We start from the raw sequence: 12,666 nt of genomic DNA, 5'->3' as shown, positions 1-12,666 counted from the left end.
ACAGTGACTTGGCGTATCCGGACGCTCAGGGAGCAGCCCCGCGCAACCGATATCCTGCCGCCTCAGTCCTCCCGCATGGCGCGGGCGATCTGGTCGGCGAGCGGCTTCGTCAGATAGGAAAGTGCCGTGCGTTCGCCGGTCTCGATGAAGGCCTCGACCGGCATTCCCGATTGCAGGACGAGGTTCCCGAGCCTGGCGATTTCCTCCCGCGACATGTCGATGCGCACCGTGTACCAGGTTTCGCCCGTTTCCTTGCTCGCACTCAGATTGGCGCCGATCGTCTCGACCGTCCCGAAGAGTTCGGGCGTCGTGCGCTGGTTGAAGGCGGAGAAGCGAAGGACCGCCTGCTGGCCGGCATGCAGCTGGTCGATGTCGGAGGGGCGTACGCGTGCCTCGACCACAAGAGCGTCGTTCACCGGCACGATCTGCATGATCGTCTCGCCCGGTGTGATCACTCCGCCGATCGTGTGCACGGCGAGCTCATGCACGAGCCCATCCTGCGGCGCCAGAATGTTCACGCGTTTCAGCTCATCGAGAGCCGCCACCCGCTGTTCGGCGAGCTCGGCGAGCTTGTTCTCTATGTCCCTGAGTTCCGTCAGCACCTCGGCGCGCCGATCCTGATCGAGCTGCAGGATCTGCAGTTCGGTTTCGGTGATGCGGGTTGCCGCACGCGCGATGTCGGAGGTGAGCTGGCCCCGTTCGCCGGCAAGCTGCGCTTTCACGCGCTGGAGCGCCGCAACCTGCGAGAACGGGGTGAGTTGTTTTTCGTGCAGCTGGACGACGCCCGCCAGTTCCTCCTCGATGAGTTTCAGCTCGTCGTCCTTGGCGGCACGCCGGGCAACGAGCCCTTCCGATTCCTGCCGGATCTGGTCGATCCGTTCGCCAAGCTGCGCCTTCTGGCCCTCGATCGTGCGCTTGCGGGCCTTGAACAAGGCCTCCTCTGCCTTCACGTAGTCGGCGACCTCCGGCTCGGAAAGCCGCGCCTTCAGCTCGTCCGGCACCATGACCTCCGCGGCCTCGTCGCGTTCGGCGGCAAGCCGCATGCGGCGGGCAGTCAGCTGGTCGATCTGCTTGGTGATGACCGCGAGGTTGGCGCGCGTGATGGTGTCGTCGAGGCGGATGAGGAGATCGCCGGCGGCGACCCGGGTGCCGTTCTTGACGCGGATTTCGCCGACAATGCCGCCGCTGCGGTGCTGCACCAGCTTGACGTTGCCTTCGACGACCACCATGCCCGGTGCGACCACGGCGCCGGCGAGCTTGCTGGTCGCGGCCCAGCCTCCGATCCCGAGGACGAGCACCGCGATCGCCGCAACGGCGACGGTCATGGAACGGGCGATGGAGCGGGAGGCCCGGCTCTTGCGCGGACTGTCTGTCATGAATTCTCCGAAACGGCGCGAACCGTGGTCTTGCGCAGGACTTCGTCCCGCGGACCGAAGGCGACCATCCGTCCTTCATTGAGCACGAGGACATGATCGACGGCGGCAAGCGCGCTCGGGCGGTGGGCGATGACGACAACGACCGAGCCCGCCTTGCGGGCGGCGATGATGGCATTGGTGAGGGCGGCTTCCCCTTCGGCGTCGAGGCTGGCATTCGGCTCGTCGAGAACGATGAGGAAAGGCATGCCGTAGAGGGCGCGGGCAAGTCCTATGCGCTGGCGCTGACCGGCCGAGAGGATCGCGCCGCCGGCACCGATGCGCGTGTCGTAGCCGTCGGGCATCGAAAGGATGAGGCTGTGGGCGCCGGCCATCGTCGCGGCATCGATGATCGCTTCCGGTTTGGCGTGCGGCGCGAAGCGGGCGATGTTCTCGGCGATCGTGCCGTCGAAGAGCTCGACGTCCTGCGGCAGGTAGCCGATCGAGGAGCCGAGCGCCTCGGGATCCCATTGGGCGAGTTCGGCGCCGTCGAGGCGCACCGTTCCGCGGGCCGCCGGCCAAACGCCGACGAGAACGCGTGCAAGCGTCGACTTGCCGGAGCCGCTGGGTCCGATAATTCCGAGTCCTTGGCCGGCTTTGAGCTCGAAGCCGACGTCCCGGACGATGATCGCCGTGGTGCCCGGCGCGACGGCAGTGAGCGCCACTGCCGTGATCGTCTGCTTTGGCGCCGGCAGCGCCATTGGTGAAGCGCCGGCTTTCAGACGTTCCAGCACCTCTTCGAGCCTGCGGCGCGCCTGACGGGCGTTCACAAAGCCGCGCCACTGACCGATCACCATCTCGATAGGCGCCAGCGCCCGCGAGGTCAGGATGGAGGCGGCGATCATCGCACCGGGAGACGCGAGCTGGAGGATCGCAAGCCAGGCACCGAGCGCCAGAACGCCTGACTGGAGTGCGAGCCGGAAGATCTTGGAGGCGGCGGAGAAGGAGCTGGTGACGTCGCCGGCCCGTCGCTGCTTGTCGATGAAGTCTGCGTTCGTCGCGTTCCAGCGGGCGGCGTAGGCTTCGCGCATGCCCATCGCCTGCAGGACCTCGGCGTTGCGCCGTCCGGCTTCCAGGTAGTCGGAGCGTCTTGCCGCCAGCAGCGACAGGAGCCGCATCGGTTCCCGCAGCATCACCTCGCTGGTGAGGGTCAGCACGATCAGCACGATGGCACCCGCGACGGCCAACCAACCGAAATACGGATGAAAGAGAAAGAGGATGACGAGGTACAGCGGCAGCCACGGCAGGTCGGCGATCGCGATCGGCCCTTGGCCGCTCATGAAGCCGCGCAACTGATCGAGGTCACGCAACGGTTGCGGCACGCTTTCCTTCTTCGAAAGCCGAAGCGGCAGCTTCAGCACAGCGTCGAAGGCGGGCCTGCCGAGCTCCTCTTCGAGCCGCTGGCCGATCTGTGTGAGGATCCGCGAACGAATGACCTCGAACAGCGCCTGGAACAGGTAGAGCGTGACGGCGAGCAGCGAGAGTGCCACGAGCGTCGGCACGCTGCGGCTCGCCAGAACGCGGTCGTAGACCTGCATCATGAACAGCGGTCCGGTGAGCATCAGGATGTTGGTCACGGCACTGAGGGCGACGATGCCGACGAAGGCGGCTCTGGTTTGCCTCAAGGCCGCGGCAACCAGGGGGAGTCGCGTCTCTCGCAATGTGGCAGTCAAATCATCCCCCTGGCACTCTTGGAAATCGCCGGCATTCCTGACGTCCGCTGCGGCAAGCTTCAGCAGAATCTCGCGGAGATTGCAATGGCTTCCGGCGGCCCCCGCGGGCAATGCCTCTTCCCCATGCTGCGAAAATCGGGCGGAATTCAGATGGCGGGGCCTGTGTCTCCGTAGCGTACCGGCGCAGCGCCGGCATCAGCCTCCCGCCGGAGAAGGAAGAAGAACGGTTGTTCGATGCCACGCAGATCCATCAGGCCGAGGACGCGTGTTGCGTCGATCCGCCGGAAACAGTCGATCACCGGAAGCGAGTCATAGATCATCGCCGCGCTGACGACGCCCCGGAAAGCGAGGCTCCGCAACCGTGCGGTCGGACGACGGGTGGCGAGGAGATGACCGAAGCGACGGAAGAGTTCCGCGGAAACCGTGCCGAACCACAGCCGCGGGCGGCGTTGAACATGTCGGAGGGGAATGCAGGCGGGATCGAGTGCAAAGAGCTTTCCGCTCCGGCGGCGGAAGAGCAGGGGGTCGACATCTTCGCAGGAGCGGAAATCCTTGCCGAACCAGGAAAGTGCCCCGAGCACGCCGTCGAGTGGATGGCCGGTCGGTAAGTCCCGACCGTGCCAGCGGCCCAACATTTCCGCTTCTTCCACCGCCCCCAGACCATCGAAATGACCGAGCGCCAACCGTGTCGAGATCGCACGGTCCTCCCAGTCGACGAGCCAGGAGGGCGCTACCGGTCTACTTGCCGGGGCAACAGAAGCTTCGGCAGTGCCGTGCTCGCGCATTTGCGTTCCACTCGTCACTGCCGGATGCCAGCCGTCGACTCGTATGTAGCCTGTCACAGCGCGCCCCCTGACGCTCAGACGTCGTCGGGTTTGCGCGCATATTCAGCCGCGAGATCGGCATCGACCTTTTCAACGCCTGGAACGGAAAGGGCGATCTCGACCGCGCGGTCGATTTCCTCCGGCCAGGTGACGCCGCCGGAGAGAAAAACCGCACTTCCGGTGACGGTCACCGAGATATCGCTCGCGTCGACGCCGTCACTGACGGCGAGCAATCGCGCCACCGCCGTTTCCAGCGGTTCGCGATCACTGAATTCGATTTCCACCTCCGGCTTCTCTCCGAAAAAACGCTGCGGTTTGAAAACCATGTCGCGCCTCCTGTCTTCCTTCCGAGCCACCTGACGAAGAACGCATGGCGGACGCGTTTGTTCAGCCGATGTCAGTAGCCGCCGATGACCGGCAGGATCTCTCCGGTGATGTAGCTCGAGCATTGTGGCGAGGCGAGAAAGACGTAGGCCGGTGCCAGCTCTTCCGGTTGTGCGGGACGTTTGGTAATCCTCCCCGTGAATAAAGGGCTTTAAAAGTAGAATTTTCTCGGCAAGATGCTCGAGGAGATTTCGATGAAGAAGAGCCGATTTAGCGAAGCCCAGATCATGGCCGTGTTGCGCCAGGCGGAAGGTGGAATGCCGGTGCCTGACCTTTGCAGGGAGCATGGCATCAGCACCGCCAGTTTTTACAAATGGCGTGCGAAGTATGGCGGCATGGACGCCTCGATGATGAGCCAGATGAAGGCTCTTGAGGAAGAGAACCGACGATTGAAACGGATGTATGCGGACTTGAGCATGCAGGCCGATCTGCTGAAGGAGGCTCTCGGAAAAAAATAACGCGGCCATCTCAGCGCCGGGAGCTGGCCGAGAAAGCAGTGGCGCAAGGCGGTGTGAGCATAGCGCTGGCATGCAGGACGTTTGGCGTCAGCGAGACCTGTTATCGGTATAGCCCTCAGCGCAATGCCGACAACGAACGGATCGCCGATCTGTTGCTTGGGCTTGTGAAGGTGAAGAAGACGTGGGGTTTCGGCCTGTGCTACCTTCACCTGCGCAATGTCCAGGGACATCGCTGGAACCATAAGCGTGTCTACCGCATCTACCGGGAGCTTGAACTGAACCTCAGGATCAAGCCTCGTCGGCGGTTGAAGCGGGAGAAGCCGGATGAACTGGCGGTGCCGGATGCGCCGAATATGGTCTGGTCGATGGACTTCATGGCGGACCGCCTGGCAGACGGCCGCCAGTTCAGGCTCTTGAATGTGCTGGATGACTTCAACCGTGAAGGTCTGGGCATCGAGGTCGACTTCTCGCTACCCGCCGAACGGGTCGTGCGCAGTCTCAACCAGATCATCGAATGGCGGGGAAAGCCGCTGTCGATCAGGGTTGATAACGGCCCGGAATATGTCAGTTCGACGCTCATCGAATGGGCAGAAACACAGGGAATCGCATTGAATTACATCCAGCCCGGCAAGCCGCAGCAGAACGCCTATGTCGAGCGCTACAATCGAACGGTCCGGCACGAATGGCTTGATCTGTATATTTTTGACAGCATAACGGAGGTGCAAGAGATCGCCACAGAGTGGCTTTGGACATATAACCACGAACGGCCCAACATGGGCATTGGCGGCATCACACCCGCTCAGAAACTGAAAATGGCCGCGTGAATTCTACCGCTGAACCCCGTTAAAACGGGGAGGATTACCGTTTCATCGGCACTTTGGAGCCGAACTGCGAAACCTGTTCGGCCTGCTTGTCGGACGGGTTGAGCGGTGTCCAGACCGGACCGGGAGCCACCGCGTTGACGCGTATGCCCCGACTTACCAGGTTGGAGGCGAGGGCACGCGTGAAAGAATGTATTCCGCCCTTTGTCATGGAATAGTCGAGAAGTGCGGCACTTCCCATAAGTCCCACGACGGAGCCCGTATTGATGATCGAGGAGCCTTCCTTGAGATGCGGTGCGGCCGCCTTGGCCATGTAGAAGTAGCCGTAGAGGTTCGTCTTGATCGTCATGTCGAAGTGCTCGATCGAGAGATCCTCGATCGTCTTCGAGTGCACCTGGAAGGCGGCGTTGTTGACGAGAATGTCGACCTTGCCGAACGTCCTGACAGTTTCCTCGATCACCTGTCTGCAATAGTCGGGATCGCGGACATCCCCCCGGCTGACGAGGCAACGGCGCCCTTCGGCTTCGACCGCGCGGCGTGTTTCATCTGCATCGCGGCCCTCGGCGAGATGCGAGATTGTCACGTCGGCCCCCTCGCGGGCGAAGAGGATTGCGACGGCCCGCCCGATCCCTGAGTCGCCGCCCGTGATCACGGCGACCATGCCGTCGAGCTTGCCGGAACCTTTGTAGAAGGGAGCATCGTACATCGGCGGCGGATCGAGACGGTACTCCATGCCGGGCTTCGGCTCGTGCTGTGGCGGAAACGGTGGTTCCGGATAACGTCGCGCTCCTGCCTGGACTGCGCCGCCACCTTTCGACTTTCCATGGCGCGCGTCGGCGCTTTCTACCTCCTTCTGGATGTCACGCTGCTCATCCGCTGTGCGGGTTCTGTCGCCGGAGATTTCGTCCATTGCTCTGCCCTTCCTTCATCGTCGGGAGTTTCCGGATATCGGCGAATCGGTCCAACGATCGCCTCGCTGTGCGGTCGAACCGCCCGGTCGAGGCAATTGTTCCAAAACTTGGCCGTGTGGCGGTTGGCAGTGGCAAGAACGTGCGTTATCACTAATACTTGGGGCTGGAGAAAGGGCGAGGATGTCATGGCGTACGGTGTTGCTTACGTTTCCTGGAACGTCGGCAGCACGATCTAGGGCTGCAGGCGGTTTTTCCCGAATTTTTCCAACGACGTCGCTTGGTGTCTATCTCATGGCGATGGCGGCGCTTACCGTTTTGCCGTTCCTCGGCTTCGTGATCTTTCTGCTCGTGCAGCTCGAGAACGGAGAACGGGCAACCTTGCGTCGGGAAACGGCTCAGGATGCGCAGGTGATCGGCCGTAGCGTCGAACGTCGACTCCAGGAAATGGCCACCACCTTGCGGTTGTTGTCGACGTCACCCGAATTGAAGTCGGGAGATCTCGTCGCCTTTCAGGACCGAACCGCATCGAGCCTGCGGGCGAGTTCGCTTTATCTCCTGCTCGTCGACAGGCAGGGCGAGCAACTCATGAATACCCGCGTCGCGCCCGGCAAGCCCCTGCAGCGGATGTCCAACATCCCCGCGCTGCAGTCCGCGCTCTCGTCCGGACAGATCGAGGTCTCGGATATCTTCTTCGGAGCGACGAGCCAGCGGTGGGTCTTCAACGTCACCATGCCGTTGACACGCGAGCAGTCACCGAATGCCGCGGCGATGATCCTCGCCCAGGACGCCGGGGACCTGTCGAGCATGACGGCGACGGACGCACTGCCACCCGGTTGGTCGTCGGCGATCATCGATGCCGATGGCGACGTCGTGGTGTCGAGCGGGCCGGGCAATCAGCCATCCGGAACGCCGTTTCCGAAGGAAATGGTGGACGTGATGACCGGGGGCAACGACAGCGCGGTCGTACCACGGTCGGATCCGCAGACGCTGGTCGGTTATTACCGCATTCCGGGCTGGAGTTGGCGAACGGTCACCTGGGGGCCGATCTCCTCCGCGCAAGAAACGCTCATGAGCACCTGGCGCCGTCTCTTTTTTGGCAGCTCGATCCTTTTGGTCGTCAGTCTTCTGGTTGCCTGGGCGGTTGCCCAGCAGCTGCGCCGCTCGGTGAGGCAGATCTCCGCGATGGCCGAACAGATCGGTGAAGGGGAAATCGTTTCTCCGGTGATGACGAAGATTACCGAAGCGAACCAGGTCGCTTTCGCACTCTCCAATGCATCCTTCGACCGGCATCAGGCGGAGGATCGCGTTCACCTGGTTCTCAACGAACTGGTCCACCGGACAACGAACATCCTTACACTCGTGCAGTCGATGATGCGCCAAATCTCCCGCAAGAGCAGCAACATGGAGGAGTTTCAGGCAGCGATCAGTGGGCGCCTTTCCGGCCTCGCGCGCTCCATCGAGGCGCTTGCGCGCGAACAGTGGGTTGGTATTCCGTTGTCGCAGCTCCTCAATCTTCAGCTTTCCACCGTCGCGGGCTCGTGCGACCGAGTGACCCTGGTGGGCAGGGATTTCACTCTCAACACTCAGGCCGTGCAGAATCTCGGCCTTGTGTTCTACGAACTCGGGACGAATTCGGTGAAGTATGGGGCTCTTTCGGTACCGACCGGCCGAATTCTCGTGAAGTGGCACATTGCCGAAGGCGATCTCGGGCCGATGCTCGAAATCTGCTGGGCGGAGAGTGGCGGACCTCCGGTGGAGGAGCCGCATCGACACGGTTTCGGCACGACGATCATCGAGCGCCATGCCGCCAGCGCGTTCGGCGGCAAGGTGGCGCTTGACTATCGACGTGACGGCATCACCTGGATCCTGAAGGCGCCTTTCCGCGCCTTTGAGATCGAGAGCGGTCAGCCCGGGCACTGAGGGACTGCGTGCCGCACCGTTCCTATTCCTGAGACCGGCCGGTGACGACTGCTCCGATGATCAGTGCCGCACCGGCGATCATCCACCCTGTCGGAACCTCATGCAGCCATACATAGGCGCCAACGAGGCCGAAAACGGGCACCAGTGTCAGCCAGAGGCCCGCGGCGGCCGGCGAGAGGTACCGTAGGCCGACCAGGTAGAGCCAGAAGGCGAGAGCATACTGGACGACGCCCGAAAGCGCCGCATAGGCGAGTACCCCGGGTGAGAGCCCGGTGAGGGTCTGCCGCTCCAGACCGGCGCTCTGCACGATCAGAAAAACACCGATTGCGAAGGCCAGGCCGACGATCTGCTGGGCGGAAGCGAGTGTAGCCGCGGGAAAATCTCCGGTCACCCTTGATGACAACACCACGTAACTTGCGGCAAACAGCGTCGCCAGCACAATCAGACTGTCTCCGACCGAGCTTGTCTGCCCACGCTCCAGGAGTGCCTCTCCGGACACCAACAGCAGGCCGACGACCGCGAGTCCGATGCAACCGATAAGCGCCGGTGATGGGCGTTGGCGCAGAAGCAGCCAGGCGACCAAGACGATCAGAACGGGCTCGGAGGCACTGATCACAGATGCGCTGTCGGCGGAGGTGAGCGAAAGGCCGACCAGTCCGATCGTATAGGTGAGCCCCGGTTCAAGGATGCCGATCAAGGCGGCCTGTCCGATTCCGCTCGAGCGGTATCGCCAGGGCGCATTCGGGATGGCGAGAAGCAGAAGTGCGGCAACGCTGGCCGTCAGCTGAACCACCAGCAGCGCACTCGATGACATCGTGTCGAGGAGATCGCGGGACATGACGGTCGCAAAGCCCCAGCAAGCGGCCGACCCGATCATTGCGGATACGGCGATCCAGCGGCGTCTGCCCGCAACCGCGAGCGAGGTTGCAAGCGTTTCGCTCATCCGAACAATTCCTCCCATCGCTCTTCGACCGGACAGTGTTCGGGCACACACGTGTCTTCGTCGCACATTCTGCAATAGCGATAGCCGTGTTCCTTCTTCGTCAAAAGGCCGCGCAGCATCTTGTCGATACTGCGACCGAGAGCGTCTGCTTCGGAGTCGGAAAGGTGGGCAAGCGCCCGCTCAAGCACGCGGTCCCGTTGCCGTAAGGCGATGAGCCGGCGCTTGGCTCCTTCCCGCGTGAGACGGAGCACCACGGTCCGGGAATCCTGGCCCACGTCGCGTCGGACGAGCTCTTCCTTCTGTAGCCGGTCGACGAGGCGTACGGCGCCGCTGTGGGTGAGGCGCAACGCCCTCGCCAATTCGCCGATCTGAACCCCCGGATGGGCGCCGAGCATAATCAGCGCCGCCGCCGTCTCGCCCGTGGTTCTAAGAGCCTCGTCGACGGCCTCGCGCATGTCGTCCGCGAGGACCATAGCCAGTGCGCCGAGCATGTTTGATACCTTGCTCATCTGCTGACATTATATATGTTTGGATCATATATCAAGCGTTCTCCAACGGTGCGGCGAGCAATTGCTTTTCCCGTCACAGTTCCGAGAATATGGGCGATATTTTCACCCGCATTGCAGGTGTTACGTGAATCTGCTACTTGACGTTTAAAAATATATGAGCAAGTCATTTATGTACTCAAAGGCCTGCTGGGGGGATGATATGCTGATTGATCTGGAAACATACTCTCGAACACTCTCTTTGCATGAATTGCTCGAACATGCCCAAAGGCACGAGCCAGATACGAGTTTCGGTGCCGACATCGACGCCGCCAATGCCGAATTGCTCGACCCGCTCAAAAGCCGCGAGGACCGTTGCGCGGCCTTTCTGAACTGGGCGTCGCGCCACCAACCATGTCTCTTCGGCAGGCTTGGTGCACGCGGCATGCAGGGCATAGGGATTGATGTCTGCTGGATCGATGAGGCTGAGATCGCCCGCGGTGACGACCATGTTCGCGACAAGATCCAAAGGGCCAGGCGGACCTGGAAGGAAAACGCCGCCGAAGGAATGGCGCACGGTTTCCTGATTATGTTCAACGGCCCGCGGCTCGCGTTCCTTAAGCCGGGTCCGTCACTACTGGCGATCTGTGAGCGGATCGCCAATCTCTATCTCGTCGAGCATGCTCCTGTTGAACGGGACGTGATCTACACGGAGTCTCTGCCGTTGCGCAGTGAGGGCCTCACGCTCTTCAAGGCCGGTATCAATATCTTCTATCCGTCGGCTCATCGTACACGCAATCATGATCGAAGAGTCCCCGGTGGCCTGATGATCTCGGTCAACAGCCCCGGTCATTGGGCAAATTCTTTGGTGAAGGGTGGGCTTTCAGGGTCGCTGACGGAGGCCATCGACAGGGTCATGGAGACTGCCATCCGGTCGATCGGTAATGGCGGTATTGGTCATGAAGCTATGCCGAGTTGCAGCTGGCACAATCGTGAAGACGATCCTCGCGCGCTCGAAGAACGGCGCAGGCTGCCGAAGTTGCCGCGTTACGTCCCGGACGATTATTCGCAGCGGGCTTACGGCGCCCTCTATCACACCGACGTGCTGGTGCCGACCGAGGTCACTCTCGACGGAACGATCGACCCCGAGATCCCCGCCTGCGAACATTGGCGGCATCTCATCCTCGACTATATTTCGGAGGCGGAATGCGCGCCCGGCCATGTCAACTACGCGCTCTTCCACGGACATCCAATCCCGGAGGAGGCGATGTTTCACAATCCCTGGCCACCGCGCCGGGCGGTCAACGCGCCTCTGGCGGATTATTGAGACGGGGACGCCACCGCGGGGTGAGGGTGTTCAAGATGCCGCCGCCCGCGCGCGGGCGGCATTGAGCACGGCCCGTACTTCGTCGGCCATCACCGCCTCGCGTGCATACCCGGCAGAAGGCGTCAGCCCTGGATCTTCCGCGCCGTCGAGGGGCATGTCGTCCTGTTCGAGATAGCGGAGGATCTCGGCGCCGGCCGGCTCCTTCAGCAGCCGGGAAAGGATGGTGACCAGAAGCTCGCGATGGGCGTTCAGCCGCCCTTCGATATCCTGTCGTGTCAGGTCTTTCATGGCTCGTGCAGCCTCCTCTGTCGGTTCTTGCCTCGCAGCGGTTGGAACAAACGGCAGGAGCTATGGTTTCACGGTTGATACGGAGAGTCACCGATGAAGAACACGATAGTCGCTATCGCCGTGCTCCTGCTGCTCGCCGCCTGTAGCGACAACGGCGACCAGAAGACGACGAACGAGCAGGCGCCTGCCAATCAACCGGCGACACCCGCGACGTCGTTCGACCGGGACAAGACACCCCAGACGACCACCGGCGGCGACAGCGAGGTGAAGGGCGATGGCACGACCAGCAAATAGCCTTGTCCTTGCAGCCTCCGGCATATGCACCTTGCTCGTGCGACAACCGCAGCTGACGGCAGGATAAGGCGATGGCCCAGCAACGCGCCTTCTGGAAAGGCTATCTGAAGCTTTCGCTCGTCACCTGCCGGGTGACGATGACGCCCGCGGTCACCGCCTCTGCCAAGCTGCATTTCCGTACCGTCGACCGTCGCACCGGGCACCGCGTCGTCAGCGAATATGTCGACGCGGAGAACGGCAAACCCGTGGAGGAGGAGGAGGACCAGTTGAAGGGCTTTCCGCGGGAGGAGGGCGAATATGTCCTCTTCGAGGACGAGGAACTCGATGACGTCGCTCTCGAGAGTACGCGCACCATCGACATCGAACAGTTCGTCCCGGCCTCCTCCATCGGCTGGATTTGGTACGACAAGCCGCACTACCTCGCACCCGCCGACGAGGTGAGCGAGGAAGCATTCTCGGTCATCCGCGAAGCAATGGCAAAGACCGGCACGGCCGGCATTTCACGCCTCGTCCTGTACCGGCGCGAGCATCCCGTCCTTCTGCTTCCGCGGGGCAAGGGCATGATCGTCTGGACGCTGCGCTTCGGTGACGAGGTGCGTGATGAGCAGGACCTGTTTGCCGCTGCGGACAAGGTGAAGCCGTCGACGAAAGCCCTGTCGATGATGCGTAAGGTCATCGCCGAACGCACGGATAAATGGAGCCCCGAAATGGTGACCGACCCGGTGGAGGCACGTCTGCACGACATCATCAATGCGCGCCGGAAGGGAAAGAAGAAGGCATCGAAACCGCCGAAGAGCGAGCCGCCGCCGGAGAGCAACGTCATCGACATCATGAGCGCCCTGCGCAAGAGCCTTTCGTCCGAGCGCCGCTCCCCACGCCGCTGACCGCGGCGAGATCCCGCTCGGCGTCAGATCGACGATGGGCTC

Annotated in this window: 12 protein-coding genes and 2 pseudogenes; 5 read left to right on the top strand and 9 right to left on the bottom strand. The window is 62.3% G+C overall.

The genetic code is table 11. From position 1 onward, the window contains the following. Positions 1 to 62: 62 nt before the first annotated feature. The 5 genes and pseudogenes from H4I97_RS14380 to H4I97_RS14360 all read right to left on the bottom strand — a co-directional run. The gene (locus tag H4I97_RS14380; RefSeq protein ID WP_182305333.1) at positions 63 to 1,376 is read right to left on the bottom strand and encodes an HlyD family type I secretion periplasmic adaptor subunit; all 1,314 of its coding nucleotides are present in this window, start codon (positions 1,374 to 1,376) and stop codon (positions 63 to 65) included. Then, positions 1,373 to 3,037, bottom strand: a complete 1,665-nt coding sequence (locus H4I97_RS14375) for a type I secretion system permease/ATPase (RefSeq protein WP_244658657.1) — start codon at positions 3,035 to 3,037, stop codon at positions 1,373 to 1,375. Before H4I97_RS14375 ends, H4I97_RS14380 begins: the two co-directional genes overlap by 4 nt. A gap of 194 nt (positions 3,038 to 3,231) precedes the next feature. Continuing rightward, a complete protein-coding gene (locus tag H4I97_RS14370; RefSeq protein ID WP_182305332.1) occupies positions 3,232 to 3,927 on the bottom strand; it encodes a DUF4334 domain-containing protein in 696 nt (231 codons plus the stop codon). A gap of 17 nt (positions 3,928 to 3,944) precedes the next feature. After that, the gene (locus tag H4I97_RS14365; RefSeq protein ID WP_182305331.1) at positions 3,945 to 4,235 is read right to left on the bottom strand and encodes a BON domain-containing protein; all 291 of its coding nucleotides are present in this window, start codon (positions 4,233 to 4,235) and stop codon (positions 3,945 to 3,947) included. A gap of 71 nt (positions 4,236 to 4,306) precedes the next feature. Next, positions 4,307 to 4,417: pseudogene (locus H4I97_RS14360) on the bottom strand (SDR family oxidoreductase); the annotation flags it as partial. Between the two features lie 70 nt (positions 4,418 to 4,487). Between H4I97_RS14360 and H4I97_RS14355 the strand changes: the two are divergent. Beyond that, positions 4,488 to 5,575, top strand: a protein-coding gene (locus H4I97_RS14355) for an IS3 family transposase (protein ID WP_182305024.1) whose coding sequence is annotated in 2 segments (ribosomal slippage) — positions 4,488 to 4,749 and positions 4,749 to 5,575 — 1,089 coding nt in all. Because the reading frame shifts where the segments join, the coding sequence is not laid out codon by codon here. Positions 5,576 to 5,612: 37 nt separating this feature from the next. Here the strand turns inward: H4I97_RS14355 and H4I97_RS14350 are convergent. Beyond that, a pseudogene (locus H4I97_RS14350) lies at positions 5,613 to 6,482 on the bottom strand (SDR family oxidoreductase); the annotation flags it as partial. Between the two features lie 292 nt (positions 6,483 to 6,774). Here H4I97_RS14350 and H4I97_RS14345 point away from each other — a divergent pair. Next, a complete protein-coding gene (locus H4I97_RS14345; protein ID WP_244658787.1) occupies positions 6,775 to 8,403 on the top strand; it encodes a sensor histidine kinase in 1,629 nt (542 codons plus the stop codon). 22 nt (positions 8,404 to 8,425) lie between these two features. On the opposite strand, the gene H4I97_RS14340 is transcribed toward H4I97_RS14345, so the two are convergent. Both H4I97_RS14340 and H4I97_RS14335 read right to left on the bottom strand, forming a co-directional pair. Then, positions 8,426 to 9,346, bottom strand: a complete 921-nt coding sequence (locus H4I97_RS14340) for a DMT family transporter (RefSeq protein ID WP_182305328.1) — start codon at positions 9,344 to 9,346, stop codon at positions 8,426 to 8,428. Further along, positions 9,343 to 9,855, bottom strand: coding sequence for a MarR family winged helix-turn-helix transcriptional regulator (locus H4I97_RS14335; RefSeq protein ID WP_182305327.1), 513 nt, complete (start codon positions 9,853 to 9,855; stop codon positions 9,343 to 9,345). Before H4I97_RS14335 ends, H4I97_RS14340 begins: the two co-directional genes overlap by 4 nt. A 199-nt stretch (positions 9,856 to 10,054) precedes the next feature. Here H4I97_RS14335 and H4I97_RS14330 point away from each other — a divergent pair, with 199 nt between their 5' ends. Continuing rightward, positions 10,055 to 11,158 (top strand): hypothetical protein, encoded by a 1,104-nt coding sequence (locus H4I97_RS14330; protein WP_210297082.1) that lies wholly within the window; start codon positions 10,055 to 10,057, stop codon positions 11,156 to 11,158. 30 nt (positions 11,159 to 11,188) lie between these two features. On the opposite strand, the gene H4I97_RS14325 is transcribed toward H4I97_RS14330, so the two are convergent. Continuing rightward, entirely contained in the window at positions 11,189 to 11,446 is a 258-nt protein-coding gene (locus tag H4I97_RS14325; RefSeq protein ID WP_182305326.1) for a hypothetical protein, read from the bottom strand. A gap of 93 nt (positions 11,447 to 11,539) precedes the next feature. Here H4I97_RS14325 and H4I97_RS14320 point away from each other — a divergent pair, with 93 nt between their 5' ends. Both H4I97_RS14320 and ku read left to right on the top strand, forming a co-directional pair. Then, positions 11,540 to 11,740 (top strand): hypothetical protein, encoded by a 201-nt coding sequence (locus tag H4I97_RS14320; protein ID WP_182305325.1) that lies wholly within the window; start codon positions 11,540 to 11,542, stop codon positions 11,738 to 11,740. A gap of 71 nt (positions 11,741 to 11,811) precedes the next feature. Further along, on the top strand, positions 11,812 to 12,624 hold the full coding sequence (gene ku / locus H4I97_RS14315) for a non-homologous end joining protein Ku (protein WP_182305324.1): 813 nt from the start codon (positions 11,812 to 11,814) through the stop codon (positions 12,622 to 12,624). Positions 12,625 to 12,666: the final 42 nt, after the last annotated feature.

It is taken from the genome of Ciceribacter thiooxidans (genome assembly GCF_014126615.1).
GTDB classification, from domain to species: domain Bacteria; phylum Pseudomonadota; class Alphaproteobacteria; order Rhizobiales; family Rhizobiaceae; genus Allorhizobium; species Allorhizobium thiooxidans.
This window is presented reverse-complemented; position numbering and strand designations above follow the sequence as displayed.

Bases quoted from the DNA above. Each gene is read 5' to 3' on its own strand.
- H4I97_RS14380 (WP_182305333.1), bottom strand. From the start codon at position 1,376: ATGACAGACAGTCCGCGCAAGAGCCGGGCCTCCCGCTCCATCGCCCGT.
- H4I97_RS14365 (WP_182305331.1), bottom strand. From the start codon at position 4,235: ATGGTTTTCAAACCGCAGCGTTTTTTCGGAGAGAAGCCGGAGGTGGAA.
- H4I97_RS14345 (WP_244658787.1), top strand. From the start codon at position 6,775: ATGGCGATGGCGGCGCTTACCGTTTTGCCGTTCCTCGGCTTCGTGATC.
- H4I97_RS14340 (WP_182305328.1), bottom strand. From the start codon at position 9,346: ATGAGCGAAACGCTTGCAACCTCGCTCGCGGTTGCGGGCAGACGCCGC.
- H4I97_RS14335 (WP_182305327.1), bottom strand. From the start codon at position 9,855: ATGAGCAAGGTATCAAACATGCTCGGCGCACTGGCTATGGTCCTCGCG.
- H4I97_RS14330 (WP_210297082.1), top strand. From the start codon at position 10,055: ATGCTGATTGATCTGGAAACATACTCTCGAACACTCTCTTTGCATGAA.
- H4I97_RS14325 (WP_182305326.1), bottom strand. From the start codon at position 11,446: ATGAAAGACCTGACACGACAGGATATCGAAGGGCGGCTGAACGCCCAT.
- H4I97_RS14320 (WP_182305325.1), top strand. From the start codon at position 11,540: ATGAAGAACACGATAGTCGCTATCGCCGTGCTCCTGCTGCTCGCCGCC.
- ku (WP_182305324.1), top strand. From the start codon at position 11,812: ATGGCCCAGCAACGCGCCTTCTGGAAAGGCTATCTGAAGCTTTCGCTC.